We start from the raw sequence: 21,715 nt of genomic DNA, 5'->3' as shown, positions 1-21,715 counted from the left end.
GAATTAGTTTTTAGAGAAGGTAATTTGCTCGTTGTAAATATTGTTGAGTTGCTGAATGTGCTTGTTCCAGTTTTCAAAATCGCTGGCTTTGATCCGCGCATTCTTGATGCGGAAATGTTTTTTATAGATCAGTTTTTGATACTGTTTATCAAACGATACGTTGAGATCATATGCTTCAGTGGAAGTTTTGTAGGCTTCCGGAATTGCAGAAACCTCTAGGCCATCGGGGATGGTTATTTTGTAGGTCGCCAGCAGGTCTTTTCGGGAATCAAACTGGTAATCCACTTTTCGGTCTTTAAAATCCATGTTCCCAAGTTCCTTATCGATGTCGAGATCGAGGTAAATGGTATTTCCGAAGCTGGAAACGGCATTTTTGATCCGGATGTCGTAAGCGATTTCCAGGATGCTGTCGCGGTTTGTCAGATCGGAAGTCTGAATATTGCTCACTTCAATATTGTTACTTCCGTTGCTCAGGTAGAAATTTAGAAAGTCGTCTTTTCGGTCATTCTGAAGCGAATGGAAATAATAAAGCAAATCAGATCGCTGCTGCCCGGAAAAGCTTTTATGAACGCTTCCCACGATCTCTTCATCCTGGATGCTCAGGTCGTATTCGGCATTTTCTGAATTGAATTCCGGTGCTGTTACCGGCACCCTTGTTAAAATAAAGTTTTCCCCATCTTCGATCAGCATTTGTTGTCCCTGGATTCGGCTGTTGTATTCCCCGAGGGAATTGAATTTTTCGGTGCCGTCTAAAAAGATCATTTCATCGCCCAGCATGACAGTACAGATCATGTGATTGTCTACAGAAAGGTTGGGCGTGGAGTAGTCGTACGCGATATGATCAGTGCCGAGCCAGGTCAGTCGAGCATCGAATCCAGCCTCGGTGAGCATTTGTTTCGTGAGATTGGCCATTCCCTTGCAATCGCCGTAGCGTTTTTTATAGACGTTTGAAGCTTCATCGGGCTTGAAACCGGCTATTCCGTCTTCAAAAGCGATATACCGAATATTATCCTGGATCCAGTAATAGATATTGCGGATCTTTTCCTCTTCGGAAGTTGTGCCGGCGGTAAGTTGGGCGACCGTATTGCGAAAAGCAGAATTGTCGTTTTCCAGTTCGCTGGCCAGTGAACGGTACCAGCTGTAAAGATCTGAAGTATCATTAAAAAGCACGGTTTTCTGGCCCTCGTTTTCAAAGCTCTTCGGAAGGATCAGAATATTGGGATACAGGTAACTTGGCCCTGGCGTATGGCTTTCATCCATTCGCGACGGCACATTGGTTGCCGTAAAAGTGACGATCTGGTTCGCATTTTCTCCCTGTTTTTCCGTTTTGGTGATCTCGTAGCCTTCGAAATTGATCGCTTTTAAATCCAGCTGAAGCCAGGATGGAATGACAAAAGTCACCTCTTTTTTTAAAATTGGATATTCCTCCACAAGGTAAAGCCCTGTAAAATATTTAATATCCTGGTAATTTTTGGTGATCCGGGTTTCATAACGGTAAGCTTTAACAGGAAAATCCAAATGCGCGTGTTTCACTCTGGCATCATTGTGAAAAAGGTCCTGGTCGTGGTAAGCTTCATCTATAATATGGTACTTCGCACGTTTCTGGTTTTCTGAAAATATGTTGAATTCACTAATATCTGATTCCCCGTCATAGAAATCATACAACTGAATGTCGGCGCGGCTGGTGAGGTTGATCCACTGGCTGGTAGTGGTTTGTGTTGCGGTTACCTGTTTGCCATCCCGGCTGAGGTCAAAAGTGATATAATCGGTACTGGAGACCAGCGCTACCTCATCGTCTTCAAAACGGGCATGGATATCTTCAGCTAATTGCAGGTCCTGGCTGCTGGGTTCCACATGTTTTTGCGCATAATTCGCCCCGGTTGTGATAAATAGAAGCAGAAAGCTTCTCCAGAAAATGTTGCTCATAAAAAGAATTGGATATTCAGGCAATCGCTTGCCTTTCAGCAAGGAAAATACAAAAAATATGTTAAATACATCTTTTCGGAAAAACTATTCGATATGCGGCCAAAATTATCGGTTGGAGTGAGATTGGGGAGTGAAGAGGAAAACTAAATTGTTTCAAAAAAATTTAAAACATTTAAAAAAGATTCGGAATTGGGAATTTTATTCAGCAATCTGAAATTTAAATGCACATCTGTTACATTTTCCGTAAAACTGAAATTCCGCACGTATTTTTCTGTTTCTAAATGCCTTAAAAAGGCTTAGTTTTATTCATTCAAACACCACTAACTAATTGATCAAAAATGGAGAATAACAGGCATTTTGTGATTGATTTCGACTCCACGTTCACACAGGTAGAAGCCCTGGACGTACTTGGCGAAATTTCACTGGAAGGCCATCCTGAAAAGGAACAACGATTACAAAAACTGGTAGACCTTACCAACCAGGGAATGGGCGGGCAACTAGCATTTCGTGATTCGCTGAGCCAGCGGCTGGAACTGCTGGATGCGAATAGAAAGCACCTGCAGCCTTTAATTGAGAACCTTCGACAGAAGGTTTCTGTTTCGTTCGTTCGTAACGAAGATTTTTTCAAAGAATACCGCGATCGCATCTACATCGTTTCCAATGGTTTTAAAGAATTTATCGTTCCAATCGTTCAGGAACTGGGCGTAAAACCTGAAAATGTCTTCGCCAATACTTTTGAATTCGATGAGAACGGCGACGTGACCGGTTTCGATCATGACAATGTCCTGTCATCCAACAATGGTAAAGTGGAACAACTTAAAAGACTGGACCTAAAAGGGGATGTGTATGTTATTGGCGACGGTTATACTGATTATGAGATCAAAGCCGCCGGGCTGGCCAACAAGTTCTATGCGTTTACTGAAAATGTTTCCCGCGAGAACATCCTGGAAAATGCCGATCATATCACACCTAGTTTAGATGAATTTTTATACGTAAACAAAATGAATAAAGCGATTTCTTATCCCAAAAACCGAATCAAAGTACTGCTTCTTGAAAATGTGCATGCAGATGCCGTAGATATCATGAAGAAAGAAGGTTACAATGTTTCCACGATTTCGGGCGCTCTGGACGAAGAGGAACTTTCCGAAAAGATCAAAGATGTTTCTATATTGGGAATTCGCTCCAAAACCCAGCTAACCGCCAAGGTGCTGGAAAACGCTAACCGGCTCATTGCCGTTGGTGCCTTCTGTATTGGTACCAACCAGATCGACCTCGAGGCCTGCCTCAATAAAGGGGTAGCGGTTTTTAACGCGCCATTTAGCAATACCCGCTCGGTGGTGGAACTGGCCATTGGCGAGATCATTCTCCTGATGCGAAACCTGCCTGATCGAATTGCGGAAATGCACCAGGGACAATGGAACAAATCGGCGAAAGGCAGTTACGAGATTCGAGGGAAAAAGCTGGGTATCGTGGGTTACGGGAATATTGGTTCACAACTATCAGTAGTCGCCGAAGCCATTGGTTTTGATGTATATTATTACGATCTGGTAGAAAAACTGGCCCTGGGAAATGCCACCAAATGCAGCAGCCTCGAAGAGCTGTTCAAGATCGTGGATGTGGTCACGCTTCATGTAGACGGAAGAAAGGAAAACACCAATATGATCGGTGACAAGCAATTGAGCTGGCTGAAGGAAGGTTCTTATTTTCTGAATCTTGCCCGTGGACAGGTTGTGGATGTGGATGCGCTGAAAAAACATATTGAATCTGGCCGAATTGCCGGTGCGGGAGTAGACGTTTTTCCGAAAGAGCCTAAGACCAATCAGGAAGAATTCCAGTCAGTTTTACGCGGTTTGCCAAACCTTATACTTACTCCGCATATTGGCGGTAGTACTGAAGAAGCCCAGGAAAATATTGGAAATTTCGTGCCCGGGAAGATCATTAACTACATCAATACCGGTGGCACGACGAATTCAGTGAATTTCCCGAACCTGCAACTGCCCACTTTGGAAAACGCACACAGGCTCATTCATATTCACCACAATAAACCGGGAATCATCGCGCACATCAACCGTATTCTGGCCGCGAACGATATCAATATCGTAGGTCAATACCTGAAAACGAACGAAACTATCGGTTATGTGATTACCGATATTGACAAGGAATACGACGATCACGTGATCGAGGAGCTGAAAGCCATCCAGGGAACCATCAAATTCCGGGTGTTGTATTAAACTGCTGAAATTAACCAACCAAACCAGATTATGAGCATTCCAAAAGAATTTCAGATAAACGAACTCTTGCATCAGAAAACTTATCTTTCCAATGGTGAGTTGATCGAGTGGAAGGGCAAAAATGACGAGGTATTTTCAACAATATCTTCTACGGAAGATTATCAGCTAACACTGCTGGGAACCATTCCGCATATGGATGAAGCCACGGCGATGGAAGTCCTGCAATCGGCCTGTGACGCCTATTCCAAAGGTCAGGGTGACTGGCCAACCATGAAAGTGGCGCAGCGAATTGCCTGCATGGAAGACTTTGTCTCGAAAATGAAAGAACAGCGCGAAGTGGTGGTAAAATACCTGATGTGGGAAATTGGCAAATCCCTGCCAGATTCTCAGAAGGAATTTGATCGTACGGTAGAATACATTCTTGACACGATTGAAGATTACAAGCAACTGGATCGAGACAGCGCCAAATTTCACAAAAAAGATGGCGTTTATGCTCATATTCGCCGTGGCCCGCTGGGAGTGGTGTTATGCCTCGGGCCTTATAACTACCCTTTAAATGAGACTTTTGCGCTGCTTATCCCGGCCCTGATCATGGGGAATACCGTGGTTTTCAAACCGGCAAAACACGGTGTGCTGTTGCTGTCCCCATTACTGGAAGCTTTTCGAAGTTCTTTTCCGAAAGGAGTCGTAAATGTGATCTACGGAAGGGGAAGGGAAGTTGCTGCACCTATCATGCAATCTGGGAGGGTCGATGTGCTGGCCCTGATTGGAAATAGCAAATCAGCTATTGCATTGCAGGATCAGCATCCGCATAAAAACCGACTCCGTCTGGTTCTTGGGCTGGAGGCTAAAAATCCCGGGATTGTATTGCCAGATGCCGATCTAGATCTGGCAATTGACGAATGTATTTCCGGCACGCTTTCCTTCAACGGTCAGCGCTGTACTGCCCTTAAAATTCTGTACGTACATGAAGATATTCAGGAGGAGTTTAACAGGCGTTTTGCTGAAAGGGTCGATGCGCTGAAATTTGGCAATCCGTGGGATGAAAAAGTGATGTTGACGCCACTTCCGGAACCCGATAAACCGCAATACATTCAGGAACTGATCGATGATGCCGAAAAACATGGCGCAAAAGTACTGAACAAACGAGGGGGAGAAACGACCGAAAATTATATTTTTCCGGCGGTTCTTTACCCGGTAACCGAAGAAATGCGGGTCTACCAGGAGGAACAATTTGGCCCGGTGATTCCGGTCAAACCTTTCCGTTCGATAGACGATTTGCTGGATGAGATCGCAGATTCCAATTACGGTCAGCAGGTAAGTCTCTTCGGAAATGATATTAAAAGACTGGCACCACTCATTGATACGCTGGTGAACCTGGTTTGCCGTGTGAACCTGAACAGCTCCTGCCAGAGAGGACCGGATGTATTTCCGTTCACGGGGAGAAAAGATTCGGCCGTAGGGACCTTAAGTGTGCATGATGCTTTGAGATCCTTTTCGATCAGGACATTTGTAGCCAGCAAGGATAAAGCTTATAATAATGAGATCCTGCGGGAACTGTTAGACAGTAAAAGCTCCAATTTCGTCAGCACCGATTACCTTTTGTAATTGAAAAAAATTAAAGGCTAACGCGTTGGCTGCCATTGGCGGCTGACGCATTTATTTTTTCGACTATCGCGATGTCTTTCATCCCTTCCTCACCGGGAACCCTAACTGGCCGATCTTCCAGGATGGCGAGGGCGTCATCGTCCATTTGCACGGCTTGCTGGGTTTTACCCATCGGGGCAAGCACTTTCCCGTCACTGGTTTTTCCACGAACTCCGGAATAGGCCTGCATCGGTTCGAGGTAATACCAGCCATCCTTAGCTGTAATTGCCAGTTTGTTAAGGTTCTGTCCAAAACTGGTTTTTCCGTTTACGATAATGCCACCTGGAAATTCCATTTTAAACTCGGTTGTTTCATCTACTTCGGTAAAGATTTCCGGGCGCCTGGTAGATTGCGTAGCGGTTACAGCAACCGGTTCCAGGCCGGTGGAATATCTCGCTGCATTGATGGTATACACACCCATGTCATAGATCGCCCCGCCTCCCATTTCTTTTTTCAGTTTCCAGGGATTGATCGTTCCGCCGTTATATCCCGCCTGGGAGCTCACTTCCTGTATTTGGCCATAAGGCTGAGTTTTGGCCCATTCCATAATGGTTTTTGTATTTTTTTCGTGCTGCATCCGGTAACCTATGGAGAGTTTCACCTTATTGGCATTACAGGCATCGATGATCTGCTGGCACTCTTTCGCAGTTCTCGCCATCGGTTTTTCACACCAAACATGCTTGCCAGTATTGGCCGCCTTGATCGCATATTCCGCGTGCAGACCGGTTGGCAATACAATATAGATCACGTCAATCTCATCATTATCAGCAATCTGATGCATATTCTGATAATTGTAAATATTGGAATCCTTTATTCCATAGCGCTGTTTCCAAACAGGAATCTTTTCGGGGCTTCCCGTTACTATACCTTTAAGCTCACAGTAGCTGGTTTGCTGAAGAGCGGGCGCGAGGAGATCGGTACTGTAATATCCAAGACCTACCAGGGCCACACCCAATTTCTTTTTTTGGCTGAAGTTGATACACCCGGGAAAAGGCAAAAACGCTGCACCCAGCAATAAACCCGATTTCCTGATAAAATTTCTCCTGCTCTTCATCTCTTATTTTTTAAATAATTTACTCAGAATGGGGCAGGAATGAAATAATTTTTTATGTCGTTAATAAAGTTTTAACAAAAAATCATCATTGCCTGAATTGATAGGTTAAAATTTAAATAATTTAAACTTTTGATGAATTAATCTATTTAACCTAAATCACCATGCAACATTTTAATTTTTTCAGAAGCCTGCTGTACCTGCAGGTTTTTTTGTTTCTGGTATCCTGTTCCAAGGATGACCAGGATTTACAGGAAGCGGTAACCTATCAGAATTTTACCGTCAACCAGTCTGGCGACTATGTGGAAGATTTTGAGAACGCTTCCAAAACTTCTTACGCGGCGGGCACCGTAAATCTGGCCGACGGCGACTGGTATTTTGACGATGCCCTTGTGGGAAGTCTTAGCGGAGATGCCAAAAATGGAAGCAAATCGGTTAGGATCCAAAATAGCGGGTCTGTCACTATGAATTTTGACCTTACCGAGGGCGCGACCAGTTTTTCAGTGAGCTATGCCAAGTACAATCGTGACCGGCAAACCAGCTTCCAGGTGTATTATTCTACCGATTCCGGTGCAAGCTGGAACCAGTTGGGAAGCCAGGTTTCGGTTAAAAAATCGAATTTATCCACGGCGACCTTCACGCTGAATGTGACCGGGAATATTCGGTTTGAAATTCGGAAAACCGATGGCAGCGGGGAACGCCTTAATATTGATGATCTTACCGTGGTACCCAATGCTGCCGGAACGGGCGATGGAGGTTCCTCGGGGAGCCTGATCGATCTAACGGAAGATTATGAGAGCGGTTCCAAGGGAAGTTATGCTAGTGGCACGGTAGATCTTCCTTCCGGCACCTGGTATCTGGAAGAGGCATTACTCGGGAGTCTTGATAATGACCGAAAAACAGGAACCAAATCGGTTCGTATTCGCGACTACGGAATGCTGCAAATGAATTTTGACGTGGACGGCGCGGAATCTGTCAGTTTTAATCATGCAGTTTACGGCACCGACGGAAGCAGTTCCTGGCAGTTGGAAGCCTCGACAAACCAGGGAGCAAGTTGGAGTGCCATCAGCGTTGTACAGAATAGTACATCAACCACTCTTGAAAATGTCAGTTTTCCGGCAGCATATTCCGGAACGGTTCGCTTCAGAATCGTCAAACTTTCCGGAAGTGGCGACCGTATCAATATTGATGATCTAACCATTCACGGAACCACAGATCCGGGCGGTTCTTCCGGAGGAGGAACTGGCGGTGGGACCGGCGGAGGAATTTCCGGCGTCGTACACCTAACGATGGGAAATCCTTCCGCAGCGGTTACAGATGTAAATTATCCCAATAATTACCTCCTTGAAAAAGAAGAATATGTAATGTCGTATTCCCGTGACAGAGGACAGGCGAACTGGGTGAGCTGGCATTTGGACGAGGCCTGGCTTGGTGACGCTCCGAGACAGAATGACTTCAGAAATGATACGTCTTTGCCAGCTGGCTGGTACCAGGTCCAGGAAACCGATTATTCCGGAAGCGGTTTTGATCGTGGCCACCAGTGTCCTTCGGCAGACAGGACGCTTTCCGTTGATGATAATTCCAACACCTTTTTTATGACCAATATGATGCCTCAGGCGCCCAATAATAATCGCTATGCCTGGGCGAATCTGGAAAGCTACTGCCGTTCCATGTTAAGCGGCGGATATGAGATCTATATTATTTCCGGTGGCTACGGAATTGGCGGTGATGGCTCGAATGGTTACGCGGAATATGTGGCGAACGGAATGGTGGAAGTGCCTTCAAATACCTGGAAAGTGATCATGATTATTCCTGATGGCGATAATGATGTGAGCAGGGTAACCGCTTCCACCCGGGTGATAGCGGTAGATATGCCCAACAGCCAGTCGGTTACTTCAGACTGGACCCAGTATAAAACCACTGTGGATGATATTGAGTTAATGACGGGTTTTGACTTTTTCAGTGAAGTGCCTGATGCTATTGAAGATGCTTTGGAATCTCAGGTAGATGCGGTATAGCTAAGTTCTATTTTCAGCATAAAAAAACCCGGCTTAAAAGCCGGGTTTCATTTTTATCGGGTCCAAAATTACTCGGTGATATCGAAAGACATCATTACCGGCGTATCTTCTTCAGTTAAAATTGGCATATCCAGCCCATTTTCACCGTCAAATTCATACACCATTGCTTCACCGGTATCGGTGTGTAACATCGCCCAAAGAGTATCTCCGGTCATGACACCAGCATCTTCGGTAAAAGTCACTTCTACATCTTCGTGAGTTCCGGCTTCCAGAAACAAAGGTTCGGAAATGATTGCAGGAACTACCGGTCCATCTTCGCCATTATCGGCATGAACGACCACAAAACCTGGTTGATCCAAGGTAATCGAGCTGATGCTCACTTTGTTATCTGCTACCGCCTGATCTTCTACTGAAAGCGACCCGGTTGGCTCGCTCATGACGTTGACCGTAAAAGATTTGGTGACGATATTACCCATGTCATCTTCAATTGGCAGATCCAGGCCGTTGCTTCCGTCAAATTCATACGTTCCCATATCTCCGGAATCATTATGAAGCATCACCCAAAGTGTTTCTCCATCCTGTAATTCTACCCCGTCTTTAAGCTCTACCATCACATCACTGGTATTCCCTGCTGAAACCATTTTAGGAACTGAAATAATATCAGGAACCATGGGGGAACCACCATTATCACGGTGAATCACCACCCAACCGTCATCACTCATCGTGACATCTGCGATCGTAAGCATCTCACCCGTAAAATCCTGGTTTTCTACACTTACCGTTCCGGTTGGCATCATGGCAGTCACATCATCATCGTCTTCATCACAAGATACCAGTGTTCCAACTAGTAGTGCGACCAATAACAGAGTTAAAAATTTTTGCTGCATAAACATTTTCATTTTCAATAGATTTTGAGTTCTGCTGTGCAATGTAGGAATCATAATAGGCGAAAGCGTTAATAATATGCTAACATCTTTTCATTTAGGAAACATTTATCATTCTCGGAATTTTTCTCAAAAAGAGGTCTAAAATTGCGGTAAAAACTGTTTAAAAAATGCGGGGATGATAATTAAATCGATTTAATTTACAATAACTTCAAATATTTAACAATTTCTTTTCATTTTGGTCAGGTTTAATTAATGATATTTACGACAAATCGGGATAGATTTACATCAAATAGCTTAGAAAAAGAAAAGGGTCAATTCTGAAATGATAGTCACGGCCCTTTTTTTGTACCCGAAAATCAGATGAACTACCTGCTTCATCGTTAAAGCTCTGCCAATTAACATTCGATCAATCTTTTGATAAGTGTAATTGGATTATTTTTAGCAAGTCCCCCCTAATTCGAAATACCACCTTAAAAAATTGCAATTATGGATCAGACTTTTTTCTACGTTGTGATGGCCATTAGCCTCATCATGATGTTGGTGATCTGGATTAATCTTATTCGGAATAATGAAAAGCAGGAGAAAATAATCTCCAAATACAGTAAGGAAATCGCTTCGATCAAACGATCGGCCAACTCCTAAAGAAGTAGGAGACCTATTACATAAATTATTATTCCAAGGCACATAATCAATAAACTGTAGGGCAAAATTTCACGGGCTTTCAGTTTGGTGATGGCAAGTAAGGGTAAGGCCCAGAAGGGCTGGAGCATATTGGTAATCTGGTCTCCATAGGCAAATGCCATGATCGCCTTTGGAATGGAAACCCCAGACTTTATAGCGCTTTCCATGACAATTGGTCCTTGGATGGCCCATTGGCCTCCGCCGCTGGGAACAAAGATGTTTACCAGTCCGGCGCTTAAGAATGTGAATAATGGCAAAGTGGTTTCTGTAGCCAAATTGGTGAAAAATTCAGCGATCTGTCCAACCATTCCACTGTCTTTCATCACCCCCATAATCCCGAAGTACAGCGGAAATTGTATCAGGATCGCGCCCGCTCCCACGATAGCTTCGTCGAGCGCTGCCAAAAAACTTTGAAAATTTTGATGCAGGAGGATACAAAGTCCCAGCATAAAGAAATTCAGCATGTTGGGGGTAATGTTGAACTGCATGAGCTCCTGATAATAACTGGCGAGAAAAGCCAATAAGAGCAATATTCCCAGTATATATTTCAGAATTGGCGAAGCATCCAGTTTTTCCGCTCCTTTTGGATTGATAATCACCGTTCTTGTTTTTGAAAAGTCGATCGAGGAAATTTCTAAAGGAGTTTTCCGGGCCAGTAAAAATAACGCTGAAGGAATCAGTAGGAGTAAAATTCCGAATAGGATGAGATTTCCGGAAGAAAAGATCGTCTGGCTGGTAGGTACGAGTTCTGGAAGCAGGCCGGCGATATTGGCATTTTCAGCAGAAAAAAGACTTTTCAGGTGTCCGTTTTCCGCAGCTTTTAATGGGGCACTTCCGCTGATGCCTGCATGCCATACCATCAAACCTGAGTAACCGGCTGCGCCTAAAAGCGGGTAATTGATTTTGAAATTTTTTCGACTTGCCTGTTCTGCCATTTTCCGTGCCATGATCGCTCCGAAAATAAGCCCAAGCCCCCAGTTAAAGAAGGCCACCAGCATGGTTGAGGCACAGACCACGGCAACTGCACTCGCGTTATTGTGAATGCGACTGGTGAGTTTATCCATGAGCCATTTCATAGGCTCGCTTAACACCAGGATATGCCCTAAAACCAGGATGAGCATCATCTGAACTGCAAAAACCAGCAGTGCCGGTTCCCACATCCCACTTTGCCAGGAGCGTAAAATTTGTACTGCGGAACTAACCGACTGATCTCCCGATAGGAAAAATGCCAGCAACAGGGTTAAAAATGTTAGTAAGACGGCGAGTGTAAAAGGAGCCGGGATGAGGTTCCTGAAAGCACGTTCGATAATTCCTGAAATGCCTTTCATGCCAGCGATCAAATAATCAGGCGAACTTCCCCAAGCTGTTGAATGGTGTAGCGGAAGTTTTCTCCGGGCGCCCCGATAAACATGAAATTAACGGGAATACGCCATCTCTCCGACAGTTCTTTGATCTTGTTGGGCCCGAATTTGCCTGGTTCTTCTACAAACTCAATACGGATGTCAGGATAAGCCCGGTCCAGAACTTTAATGTCTTCCTTCAGATTTTCAGCTACCGTATGTTCCTCATCGACCACCGCAACGATCTTCAGTCTACGGGTAGGCTCATTTTTCTTGATGTACAGCATTACTTTATTGAGGGTTTCCACATTATCATGATTGGTAAAAAACACGAATTCCTGCCCTCTAATTTCAGCGAGTTTGTATTTGGTGAGTTTGTTCAGCTTTCTGAAAAACTGGTTATCGCCACTTGGGAAAATATACTCCAGGATGACCAGGAAGGCCCGTAAAATATAATTTCTGAAGAGCATAAAGAATACCACCAGCAGCGTAGGAATAAGATATTCCAGGAAAATGGCTAAATAGGCCGGGTTCAGGATCACATTTCCCACGATGGCAGCGCCCACCGCCAAAATAGCAATGATCAGGGCGAACCAACTGGCTCTTTCGGGCCGTGGTAATTGCCTCCGGTTAACCTTCAGCAATAGATTTCCAATTCCAAAGAGCACCATTACTGATAAAAATGCGATGGTATAGACGCCTGCAAGTTTGGCGAGATCTCCGCCGGTTACAAAAAGAATTGACGTGCAGAGCACAAAAAACAGGATGTAAATGATATAAGAACTGTTTCGTTTGTTCTTTTTCAGCAGGTAATTTGGTAAAATTCGGTCAAGAGCCATTCGCTCCATGAGTCCGCCAACTCCCACGTAAGAAGTCAGTACCGCACCACTTAGCACCAGTGCCGCGTCAATTCCTACCAAAAATGAGAGCCAGTTCCCTCCGGAAATATTTCCGAGAAAAGACAGCAAAGCATCCTGATTGGAATTTACAACTTCCATCGGGATGAGCGCCAGGGCGAGAAAGGCGATTAGAGGATTGAAGATGCTTACCACGATCCACATATTGCGCAGGGTTTTTGGAAAAACACCATCCTGCTGTTCTTCCACGTAATTGGCAGAACTTTCAAATCCTGATATTCCCAACATGGCTGCAGAAAACCCGAAAAACAGGGCCATGGTAATGGTTCCATGAACCGGCATATGGAAGTTATTGATGAGCACGTCAAAATCGTGCGTGAAAAAATAGAAAAGACAAAATCCGCTTAAAAGGGTAAGGGAGGTAAGGTGAAACAGGAAAATTGCAATCGCAACTTTCGAGGATTCCCCGATTCCCAGAATGACCAATCCCATAAAAATGGCCAGTAAGGCCACCGTGGTTGGGATTATGGGGATAACATGCCAGAGACTTTCCGCATATTTGACCGCTTCAGTAGCTGAAATTACTGCGGTTGCCATGTAAGAAAGTACCGTAAGTGCTGCTGCGAGCGAAGCGGTAGATTTCTTCGTGGTATTCAGCAGCGCATTGTAAGCTCCGCCATTTAGCGGTAGCGCGCCTACCACTTCCCCGTAAATCTTTCTAAAAAGAAAAAGCACTCCGGCTACGATCAGCAAAGAGATCCAGGCATACTGGCCGGCGTAAAAAATCGCCAGAGCCGAAACATATAAACAGGAGGAACTAATGTCGTTTCCGCAGATCGCGGTCGCTTCAAGTTGATTTAACTTTTTGCCCATAATGGATGTAGTAAGAATTACCGGGCCGTTCCGTAAAGTCAACCGATTTTATCCAGCCGGAAAACCCGCTTCAGAAAATACTATTACGAAAGTAAAGGAATTATTATTTATCGCCTGAGATTTTGCGTTTAAATTGGGGTGCTTCATAGAAATATCATTCATCTTCATCGGAAAGTTGCGGTGAAAGCCATTCGATTTACGGCAAAACTATGTGTTCCTGAAGTGAGCACCGATCTTTCAAATATTGCCTATGCCTGAACTGGTTCTTTTCACTGGTAGCAGCAATAGGCTAACCGATGATCAAAAACTGGTTTTTGGGTTCATTCAGTCCATAATAGTACAGCTTCTGGCTACTTTAGCAGTGTTATCAATTCAAAAAACGAACAGTTTCAATTTTTTATTCATCAAAAATCATTCATCATGAAAACATTATTTTTTTCTCTGCTGTTGTTAGCAAGTATCAGTTTATGCCAGGCCCAGGAGATCGTCCTGGATGAAGCCAAGGTGGGTTTTGCACCGCTTGACGCGAAGATCACCCGGGATGGTGACCAGTTTACCTATAAGGTCAATGAGGCCTATCAGGGCCAGTTTGCCAAAAATCCTATCGCTTTTATGGAAGAGAACTTCGATATTCAGAATTTCATCCACGAAAATGAAGGCCGAAATTATGATTCGTACCAGGTAACCTTCCGCAGTGGAAATGGTGCATTAAAGGCTGATTTTGACAAAGACGGAACACTGGTGAAAACCTATCAACGCTTCAAAAATTCGGTAATGCCTTTGAACGTGCGCCGAATGGTGTATGCGAATTATCAGGGTTGGACGGTAAATGAACACGTTTACGTGGCATCAGGGAAGCAAAATCTTATCGATAAGGAAGTTTATAAGCTCAAAATGCAGAAGGGGAATGAGCGCCAGAGAGTGAAACTGAACCCAAGAGCCCAGGGCGTGGTAAGCATGGCCAGTAATTAAAAAACTCATAGCCTAAAATTTGTGAGAATAGCCAGGCTGCCGGAAAATCGCTTCCCGGCAGCCTTTCACATACGAAGGAAAGGAAACAATGCATATTTACACTAAATTGCAGTATATGAAACAACTTTACGATTATGAAAGCGCTTGTTGTAGATGATGAAGAACTGGCCAGGAAGCGGGTTTTGAATCTTCTTGGCGAAGTAGACCAGATTGAAGTCATCGGGGAATGTTCTAATGGGAAGACCGCCATTCAGGCCATTAATGAAAAGAAACCAGACCTCGTTTTTCTCGATATCAACATGAAAGACATGAATGGTTTTGAGGTGCTGCAGAAGGTGGAAGCCAGTCCCAAACCCATAGTGATCTTTGTCACCGCCTATGACAATTACGCGCTCAAGGCTTTTGATGCGGAAGCTTTTGATTTTCTGCTGAAACCCTTCAAGGACCAGCGGTTTTTCAAAACCATAGATAAGGTGCTGAAAACTACCCGGCAGGAAGCCGATACCAATTTTGAAAAACGCCTGATGGAAATGTTCCACAGTTTTTCAAAAGGCGGGCTTCAGCTGAACGCGGTCTCGAAGATACCGGTGCGCCAGGGCAACAAGACCTATATCGTAGACCCGCGCAACATTCTCTACATTTCGGCTTCGGGTTATTATGCCGAGCTGTTTACTTCGGAAAAAAAGCATGTGCTGAGAGAATCTTTGAACAACCTGGAAGAAATTCTAGATCCGGCAAGTTTCGTGAGAGTGCACCGTTCCACGATCATCAATCTAAATTTCGTAAAGGAAATCATCCATTCTGATTATGCAGAAATCGACGCACGGATGGAGGATGATAAGCTGATCAGGATCAGTAAATCTCATAAAAAGGAATTTCTCGAAAAAATAGGTATCTGATGGCACTGGGAAAACTGAAAAAAAAGTATATCGATTTTAGACTGGTGTTGTTACTGGCGGGATTTTACCTGCTTTTTGATATCGTTCTGATCGCCAAAGTCGCCTACCAGCGCGGGTTCATGTCACCCGAACGCATGGAAAAATTTTCATGGCCGGAATTCCTTGTCCATAATATCCTGATAGATTACGTGGTAGTGGTAAGCTACATGACGCTTATCGCGATCTCGACCAAGCGTTTCCTGAATAAAAACTATTCCTGGGTCAAGATCATTTCTATTCATACGGTCTTTTCCCTGCTTATTGGTTTTGTGATACGCCTCATCGGGGAATTCATCGCGGTCTTAAGCGGAAAAATGGACCTGGCAAATTATGATTTTCAAGAGACCATTTATGCTTTCATGTACGTCATCGATCTGAATTTCCTCATCTATTTCGCGATGGTTTTCATCATTTACACCTATTACTATTTGCGACAGGTAAAGGAAGCGGAAAAGCGCCATTCCAAGCTGGAAACGCAGCTCGTGAATACCAGGATGAAGATGCTATCAGCCCAGTTGCAGCCACATTTCCTCTTCAATACCCTTAATTCTATCGCGGTTTTGACCGATATTGACCCGGCTAAAGCCAAAGATACCATTGCAGATCTAAGCGATTTCCTTCGGGAGATCCTGTACAGTAGTGATAATAACCGGATAAGCCTGGATGAAGAACTGCGTATTTTGGAATACTATCTCAACATCGTGCACGTGCGATTTTCAGATCATCTCAAAATTCATAAAAAGATCGACGAGTCTTTAATGCTGAAAAAGGTTCCGGCGCTGCTCTTACAGCCGCTGATCGAAAATTCCATTAAACACGGTTATTCCTACGACCATACAGACCTGGAAATCGTGATCTCCATTTTCCAGGAACAGGAACAGCTAATCATTAGCGTCAAGAACGATGGGGCGCCGGTCTCTCAAAGCCATAAGGAGCTGATGCAGAAAGGCGTGGGATTGACCAATATCAATGACCGACTCAAAAACCTATACGGCGAAAATTATTATTTCGAGATCAGAAATCGGGAGCAGGAAACCGGTGTGGAAACCCTGATCAAAATTCCGGAATAAGATACCTGTCCATTATTAGTTTTTCATTTTTTCAAAGAATACATTCCGTGTGCGGCCGTTTGAACCAAAAAAACCTGTAATGTTTCCCACATCATCCCGTTGAAATTCAATTTTTGAAAATGGGAAGCCCGCCTTGAAAATGTCCTGATTGGCTGCGGAAAGTTTCACATCCTTACCCAGCTGATAATTGAATAGAAAGAGTTCGCCCTCCTTCAGTTTGACCGTATAAACCGTCTCGATCTCCTCGGAAAAATACCTTCCGGTAAACTGATTCAAATCCACGGGTTCGGTTTCTTCCTGCAATTTCCTGGCGAGGTGATCGCCATTTTGATGCAGCGTAAGCGATTCCGCAGTTCCGTCTTCTTTTAAGTGGAAGGTGAGACGGGCATTCACTTTTTCGACCTGAAAAGTCGAATCTGAAACTGGCTCGAGTTCCAGCTTTTGTTGTCCCGTAGCCTGTGTAAGCAGTTGATCATCTTCGCGGAAAAAGCTAAGAACAAAATCTGGAGCCTCCACCATGGCATAACTGCCCATGAGCGCTTCAAATTTTGCGGGATCATATACAAATTTATCTTCCGAATTTTTTATTGGCGTAGGAGGAACTTCCGCAGCCTCAAAAGAATCCTCAAAATAAATAGCCGCGACCTTATAAGCCATTTCGCTCTTAAAACCGGAATTGTTGCTCTGCGTGATCACCGCAGCATCCATATCGGGAAAATACATCAGCATGGAACGATGAGCTTTGTCTGCGCCGCCGTGTTCAATGATCTTCTGCCCCCGGAAACTACCAATATGAAGACCCTGTCCATAAGTGAGGGCTTCGCCGTTCTTCAGGATAAACGGGGTGGTCATTTCTTTATAAATCGCCTCACCGCCGAGTTCATGAGTAAGAAAATTACGAATCCATTGAGCCAGGTCGTCCAGGGTTGTGTAAATACCGCCTGCACCCATCGAACCATCCATGTCCTGGCTTTCAATGTAATCCCCCTTGTCGCCTATGGTGTAACCCGCGGTTCGGTTTTCGATGACCTGCTGAGAATGTGCGCGTACCACCGTATGATCCATTCCAAGAGGATTGAAAACATGTTCCTTCATCCATTCGGGGAAAGTCTGGCCTGTAATTCTATTAACAAGAGCTGCAAGAATGGTGTAGCCCGTATTGTTATAATTGAAAGCCGTTCCCGGTTCGTCCTGTAATTCCGGTTGGTTTTCGATCAGTCTCAACATCATTTTTCGGTCGAGTGAAGAAGTAAGGTCCCGGCCGGTCATGGAAAGCGTATTCAGCAATTCGCGGTAACCACTGGTATGACTTAAAAGATTCCGAATGCTTACAGGATTTGCAAATTCCGGGAATTCCGGGAAATATTTATTGATATTGTCATCCAGCGACAATTTTCCCTGCTGAGCGAGAAGATTGATGGCGAACGCGGTAAATTGCTTGGAAGTGCTGCCAATATTGGTTACACTGTTAGTTTTAAACGGTATATTATAGGAAAGGTTTGCCATGCCGTAGGCTTTTTTGAATAAAATCTCACCATCTTTCATCACCAAGACTTCAGCCCCGGGAGTATCCTGATTGTCATATTGCATCATCAGCTGGTCAATCTTTCCTTCTTTTGTGGCTGCGATTGGTTCCATTTTAGTCAGCTGAAAAGTATAATGACCATTGGCTTCTTCAAAAGGGATTACCTCGATGACATAATTGCCTTTTTCCGAAGTATAGATGCTGAAAATTTCAGGACCTGCTGCCGGACCGTCGATTTCGGCCAGCAACTTGCCTTTGGGATCTTTGATTCTTAGTTTGACATCTACGCTTAGCTGATTCACCCTTCCGAATAAAAATTGAGCAGAATCAGTTTCAATATGATAGCGATGCAGTGATTGAGGCTGAAGGGAATCTTTATATAGTTGGTTTTTCACTACTCGTGTTTCTTGTTCCTGGGAAAATGAAATACTGGATATGAAAATGAGGAAAAGGAACAGGTGTTTCTGAAACATTCTTGGAAATTTTAAATATTTGTGGTTATTCTTAGTTATCTTCTGACTATAGGACGGGCAAAACCGGGAATTGGTTACAAAATTTTTTTCGGTATTACTTTTGCGCTAAATTTCCATACTGAAAAATTCCATGTCTATTAGACCTTCCACATATCATCCCCGAGAAGAAAAACTGAACATCATTTCGCATGCTTTTGGACTGGTATTGTCCATCTTGGCGCTGATCTTTCTCGTGGTTCGGGCTGTGGATGAGGGAGGCTCTTCTTTCATTGCTTCTTTCAGTATATTCGGGGCCAGCATGGTTTTGCTTTACGCGGCGTCTACATTTTACCATAGCGCTACCAATTTCCGAATACGATACAGGTTGAACATCCTCGATCACGCCTCGATATACGTGCTTATCGCCGGAACGTATACACCTTTTGCACTGGTCACTTTAAGCGGATTTACCGGAACTCTCATTCTGGTTGTAATCTGGGCCATGGCTTTAACCGGTGTGATTCTGAAACTGTTTTTCACGGGACGTTATCAGTTGCTTTCCACTATTATGTATGTGGTAATGGGATGGGTAATCGTTTTTGCCATTAAACCACTGCTGGCTAACCTTTCTTCGGAAGGGCTCTGGTGGCTTTTCGGAGGAGGGATCTCCTATACACTGGGTGCGGTGCTGTTTATGCTGGATCGCATTCCCTACAATCACGCCATTTTTCATCTTTTCGTACTGGGTGGTAGTTTTTGCCATTTTATGGCTATTTATTTTCACGTTTAAATATTCCTTATTCCCGCTTTGAGCATTTTTGAATAAATTGACGCTCCAATCAAAAAAGTTCAAATGGATTATTTCGTCATAGGAAGTTTATTGGTGAGCCTGGCCGCCATTTTCGGTTTTATCAATGTAAAATTTCTGAAACTCCCCAATAGCATCGGGTTGATGCTGATCACCATCGTTTTTAGCCTGGGAGTGCTTGGGATTAGCGTGATAGATGATACATTGCTAAATGCTGAAAAAAGCATTATTAACAGCATCGATTTTGAAACGGTCCTACTGGATGTAATGCTGAGCTTTTTGCTTTTCGCCGGAGCACTGCATACCAATTTTGAACAACTGAAAGTACAGCGTTGGCCGGTACTGGTATTTTCGACTATCGGAGTGCTCATCAGTACTTTCCTGGTGGGAACGGCTAGTTATTTTATTCTGCAGTTGCTGGGCATGGAAGTAAGCTATATCTATTGCCTGCTTTTTGGTTCGCTCATTTCCCCAACCGATCCTATTGCGGTCTTAGGAATTCTCAAAAAGGCCGGCGCTCCAAAGAAACTGGAAGCGAAAATCGTAGGAGAGTCATTGTTTAACGATGGAGTAGGAGTGGTGGTGTTTTTAACATTGTACCGCATCGCCTCTTCTGGCGGAGAGAAAATAGGCCCGGGCCATATCCTGGAGCTTTTTGGAACAGAAGTTCTTGGTGGGATCATTATCGGGCTGTTATTAGGATATATTACCTATAGGCTCATGAAATCCATAGATGATTATGATGTGGAAGTGATCATCACGCTGGCCGCTGTCATGGGCGGAACTGCGGTGGCACATCATTATCATTTTTCAGCACCACTGGCGATGGTTACCATGGGACTCATCGTTGGAAATGATACGGTTCGCGCCAGTACCATGTCTGAAATTACGGAAACTTATGTAGATAAATTCTGGGAGCTGATGGATATTTTGCTCAATACCATCCTTTTCGTTTTGATAGGTATGGAAATGCTTGTGCTAAGCCTGGAAGGTCATTATGTGCTCGCGGGACTCATAGCCATCCCGGTTGTATTGCTTTGTCGATATGCTTCACTGTTGTTGCCGGTACAGTTCTTTAAACGCCGACTCCATTTTGTACCACGTACGAACCTGATCATGACCTGGGGTGGGCTCAGAGGCGGAATTTCCATCGCTCTTGCTCTTAGTCTTACCGATGAAATGCATCGCGAACTTTTCCTGGTCATTACCTATTTCATTGTAGTATTTTCCATACTGGTACAAGGATTAACGATCGGTAAGCTGGTCGAAAAGCTAGGCGTGAAGGCTGAAAATTGAATAATTGCTGAAAATGCCTCTGGTACTTTGTAGGAGGAATTTTAAAATTTTCTGAAAATAAGAATTTCGAAAACCGGGCAGTTTAGATAAATTATCCTAAAATGACCAATTTTCGTCTTAAAATGAGTTAATTATAAAAGCCTCAACAAAGCCTTAACGCTTTGTTGACAGGCTATTGCGGCATGTGTGCGTAATTTCACCGTATAAAATTACTACGATGAAAACGCATACTATACTTCCGAAATTTCTGATTCTTTTAATATTATTTACGGGTTGCAATCCCAAACCCCAGGTTGCTGAAGCAGACGCTTCTCAAAAATTTGAAATGGCAAATCCGGTAATTAAAAGAGAACCCAAAGATTTCCGACAGGAGCTTACCTATTCTATAGACAGTTTAAAAAGCAAGCAGGATGTAGACAGCCTTCTTAACAGGTATTCGGAAAAAGAACTCCACGCCATTTTAGCCTTGAACAGAATGGATCGAAATCGCCTGCGTCCCAATACCAATCTGGTAATACCGGAATGCGCAGCTTCTGATTTTCTGGATTATAGTCCGTTGCCTTCAAATATCGATTTTATGGCCTGTATTCCAAAAGCCGTTTTGGTGTCCCAACGAGTCCAGGCTTTCGGTTTATATGAAAATGGTGAATTGGTGCAGTGGGGTCCGGTAAGTACAGGTAAACGCTCTACCCGTACCCCTAATGGTTTGAATTATGGAAATTATAAGGCCCGAAAAAAGATCAGTACGGTTGATGCTTCCTGGGTAATGCCTTATTACTTTAATTTTATGAATCATGAAGGAATTGGTACACACCAGTATGCCCTTCCAGGTTATCCAGCCAGTCACGGTTGTGTGAGAATGTATATGGACGATGCAAAAGATATTTATAATTGGGCAAGTATGTGGGAGTTGAACAAAGGTAAAATCAGCAAAAACGGAACTCCATTCATTGTGTATGGTGAATATGATTATAACAGTGACAAGCCCTGGTATAATTTAGCTGAAAATATGAAAGCTAATGACATGACTGAAGAGGAAGTAAAGCTCCTGAAAGATTATATCTGGAATTACCAGCACGATCCTCGTAACTTCGAGACTCAGCTAGATACTGAAGAAGGAATGCTTGCGTCTGCGCAATAGTT

Annotated in this window: 16 protein-coding genes; 10 read left to right on the top strand and 6 right to left on the bottom strand. The window is 43.9% G+C overall.

Features of this window, described 5'->3' with window-relative positions; genetic code table 11:
• Window positions 1-3 precede the first annotated feature (3 nt).
• Entirely contained in the window at window positions 4-1,926 is a 1,923-nt protein-coding gene (locus GRFL_RS01275) for a transglutaminase-like domain-containing protein (RefSeq protein ID WP_139839235.1), read from the bottom strand.
• 338 nt (window positions 1,927-2,264) lie between these two features.
• Between GRFL_RS01275 and serA the strand changes: the two genes are divergently transcribed.
• Together serA and GRFL_RS01265 are read left to right on the top strand one after the other, a co-directional pair.
• The gene (gene serA / locus GRFL_RS01270; protein ID WP_083642768.1) at window positions 2,265-4,157 is read left to right on the top strand and encodes a phosphoglycerate dehydrogenase; all 1,893 of its coding nucleotides are present in this window, start codon (window positions 2,265-2,267) and stop codon (window positions 4,155-4,157) included.
• A gap of 30 nt (window positions 4,158-4,187) precedes the next feature.
• Complete coding sequence (locus tag GRFL_RS01265) at window positions 4,188-5,765, top strand: NADP-dependent glyceraldehyde-3-phosphate dehydrogenase (protein WP_083642767.1); 1,578 nt, start codon at window positions 4,188-4,190, stop codon at window positions 5,763-5,765.
• A 10-nt stretch (window positions 5,766-5,775) separates the two neighbouring features.
• On the opposite strand, the gene GRFL_RS01260 is transcribed toward GRFL_RS01265, so the two are convergent.
• Window positions 5,776-6,858 (bottom strand): Gfo/Idh/MocA family protein, encoded by a 1,083-nt coding sequence (locus GRFL_RS01260; protein WP_083642765.1) that lies wholly within the window; start codon window positions 6,856-6,858, stop codon window positions 5,776-5,778.
• A gap of 161 nt (window positions 6,859-7,019) precedes the next feature.
• On the opposite strand from GRFL_RS01260, the gene GRFL_RS01255 reads away from it, so the two are divergent.
• On the top strand, window positions 7,020-8,873 hold the full coding sequence (locus GRFL_RS01255; RefSeq protein WP_083642763.1) for a DNA/RNA non-specific endonuclease: 1,854 nt from the start codon (window positions 7,020-7,022) through the stop codon (window positions 8,871-8,873).
• Window positions 8,874-8,941: 68 nt separating this feature from the next.
• Here GRFL_RS01255 and GRFL_RS01250 read toward each other — a convergent pair whose 3' ends face one another.
• Complete coding sequence (locus GRFL_RS01250; protein ID WP_139839234.1) at window positions 8,942-9,760, bottom strand: DUF7282 domain-containing protein; 819 nt, start codon at window positions 9,758-9,760, stop codon at window positions 8,942-8,944.
• A gap of 486 nt (window positions 9,761-10,246) precedes the next feature.
• Between GRFL_RS01250 and GRFL_RS17960 the strand changes: the two genes are divergently transcribed.
• Window positions 10,247-10,402 carry a hypothetical protein gene (locus tag GRFL_RS17960; RefSeq protein ID WP_157492987.1) on the top strand — a complete coding sequence of 52 codons (156 nt, stop codon included), beginning with the start codon at window positions 10,247-10,249 and terminating at the stop codon, window positions 10,400-10,402.
• On the opposite strand, the gene GRFL_RS01245 is transcribed toward GRFL_RS17960, so the two are convergent.
• Both GRFL_RS01245 and GRFL_RS01240 read right to left on the bottom strand, forming a co-directional pair.
• Window positions 10,399-11,769, bottom strand: a complete 1,371-nt coding sequence (locus GRFL_RS01245; RefSeq protein ID WP_083642759.1) for a TIGR00366 family protein — start codon at window positions 11,767-11,769, stop codon at window positions 10,399-10,401. The two genes, GRFL_RS17960 and GRFL_RS01245, sit on opposite strands and share 4 nt — an antisense overlap.
• Window positions 11,770-11,777: 8 nt before the next feature.
• Window positions 11,778-13,511: an APC family permease gene (locus GRFL_RS01240; protein ID WP_083642757.1), complete on the bottom strand. Its 1,734-nt coding sequence runs from the start codon at window positions 13,509-13,511 to the stop codon at window positions 11,778-11,780.
• Window positions 13,512-13,931: 420 nt separating this feature from the next.
• Between GRFL_RS01240 and GRFL_RS01235 the strand changes: the two genes are divergently transcribed.
• From GRFL_RS01235 to GRFL_RS01225, 3 genes are all read left to right on the top strand, one after another.
• A complete protein-coding gene (locus GRFL_RS01235) occupies window positions 13,932-14,483 on the top strand; it encodes a hypothetical protein (protein ID WP_083642755.1) in 552 nt (183 codons plus the stop codon).
• A gap of 134 nt (window positions 14,484-14,617) precedes the next feature.
• A complete protein-coding gene (locus tag GRFL_RS01230) occupies window positions 14,618-15,382 on the top strand; it encodes a LytR/AlgR family response regulator transcription factor (RefSeq protein ID WP_083642753.1) in 765 nt (254 codons plus the stop codon).
• The gene (locus GRFL_RS01225; RefSeq protein ID WP_083642751.1) at window positions 15,382-16,491 is read left to right on the top strand and encodes a sensor histidine kinase; all 1,110 of its coding nucleotides are present in this window, start codon (window positions 15,382-15,384) and stop codon (window positions 16,489-16,491) included. The genes GRFL_RS01230 and GRFL_RS01225 overlap by 1 nt, the downstream gene beginning before the upstream one ends.
• Window positions 16,492-16,506: 15 nt before the next feature.
• On the opposite strand, the gene GRFL_RS01220 is transcribed toward GRFL_RS01225, so the two are convergent.
• Window positions 16,507-18,489, bottom strand: a complete 1,983-nt coding sequence (locus GRFL_RS01220; protein ID WP_083642749.1) for a serine hydrolase — start codon at window positions 18,487-18,489, stop codon at window positions 16,507-16,509.
• 130 nt (window positions 18,490-18,619) lie between these two features.
• Here GRFL_RS01220 and trhA point away from each other — a divergent pair, with 130 nt between their 5' ends.
• The 3 genes from trhA (at window position 18,620) to GRFL_RS01205 (ending at window position 21,713) form a co-directional block, all read left to right on the top strand.
• Entirely contained in the window at window positions 18,620-19,258 is a 639-nt protein-coding gene (gene trhA, locus GRFL_RS01215) for a PAQR family membrane homeostasis protein TrhA (RefSeq protein ID WP_083642747.1), read from the top strand.
• Between the two features lie 63 nt (window positions 19,259-19,321).
• Entirely contained in the window at window positions 19,322-20,572 is a 1,251-nt protein-coding gene (locus tag GRFL_RS01210) for a cation:proton antiporter (protein ID WP_083642746.1), read from the top strand.
• A gap of 217 nt (window positions 20,573-20,789) precedes the next feature.
• Window positions 20,790-21,713 carry a L,D-transpeptidase gene (locus tag GRFL_RS01205; protein ID WP_083642744.1) on the top strand — a complete coding sequence of 308 codons (924 nt, stop codon included), beginning with the start codon at window positions 20,790-20,792 and terminating at the stop codon, window positions 21,711-21,713.
• Window positions 21,714-21,715 lie beyond the last annotated feature (2 nt).

Origin of the sequence: Christiangramia flava JLT2011 (assembly GCF_001951155.1) — a bacterium.
Classification (GTDB): Bacteria; Bacteroidota; Bacteroidia; order Flavobacteriales; family Flavobacteriaceae; genus Christiangramia; species Christiangramia flava.
This window is presented reverse-complemented; position numbering and strand designations above follow the sequence as displayed.

Excerpts from the sequence above, each read along its gene's own strand:
- GRFL_RS01275 (WP_139839235.1), bottom strand. The coding sequence starts at position 1,926 with ATGAGCAACATTTTCTGGAGAAGCTTTCTGCTTCTATTTATCACAACC.
- serA (WP_083642768.1), top strand. The coding sequence starts at position 2,265 with ATGGAGAATAACAGGCATTTTGTGATTGATTTCGACTCCACGTTCACA.
- GRFL_RS01265 (WP_083642767.1), top strand. The coding sequence starts at position 4,188 with ATGAGCATTCCAAAAGAATTTCAGATAAACGAACTCTTGCATCAGAAA.
- GRFL_RS01260 (WP_083642765.1), bottom strand. The coding sequence starts at position 6,858 with ATGAAGAGCAGGAGAAATTTTATCAGGAAATCGGGTTTATTGCTGGGT.
- GRFL_RS01255 (WP_083642763.1), top strand. The coding sequence starts at position 7,020 with ATGCAACATTTTAATTTTTTCAGAAGCCTGCTGTACCTGCAGGTTTTT.
- GRFL_RS01250 (WP_139839234.1), bottom strand. The coding sequence starts at position 9,760 with ATGCAGCAAAAATTTTTAACTCTGTTATTGGTCGCACTACTAGTTGGA.
- GRFL_RS17960 (WP_157492987.1), top strand. The coding sequence starts at position 10,247 with ATGGATCAGACTTTTTTCTACGTTGTGATGGCCATTAGCCTCATCATG.
- GRFL_RS01245 (WP_083642759.1), bottom strand. The coding sequence starts at position 11,769 with ATGAAAGGCATTTCAGGAATTATCGAACGTGCTTTCAGGAACCTCATC.
- GRFL_RS01240 (WP_083642757.1), bottom strand. The coding sequence starts at position 13,511 with ATGGGCAAAAAGTTAAATCAACTTGAAGCGACCGCGATCTGCGGAAAC.
- GRFL_RS01235 (WP_083642755.1), top strand. The coding sequence starts at position 13,932 with ATGAAAACATTATTTTTTTCTCTGCTGTTGTTAGCAAGTATCAGTTTA.
- GRFL_RS01230 (WP_083642753.1), top strand. The coding sequence starts at position 14,618 with ATGAAAGCGCTTGTTGTAGATGATGAAGAACTGGCCAGGAAGCGGGTT.
- GRFL_RS01225 (WP_083642751.1), top strand. The coding sequence starts at position 15,382 with ATGGCACTGGGAAAACTGAAAAAAAAGTATATCGATTTTAGACTGGTG.
- GRFL_RS01220 (WP_083642749.1), bottom strand. The coding sequence starts at position 18,489 with ATGTTTCAGAAACACCTGTTCCTTTTCCTCATTTTCATATCCAGTATT.
- trhA (WP_083642747.1), top strand. The coding sequence starts at position 18,620 with ATGTCTATTAGACCTTCCACATATCATCCCCGAGAAGAAAAACTGAAC.
- GRFL_RS01210 (WP_083642746.1), top strand. The coding sequence starts at position 19,322 with ATGGATTATTTCGTCATAGGAAGTTTATTGGTGAGCCTGGCCGCCATT.
- GRFL_RS01205 (WP_083642744.1), top strand. The coding sequence starts at position 20,790 with ATGAAAACGCATACTATACTTCCGAAATTTCTGATTCTTTTAATATTA.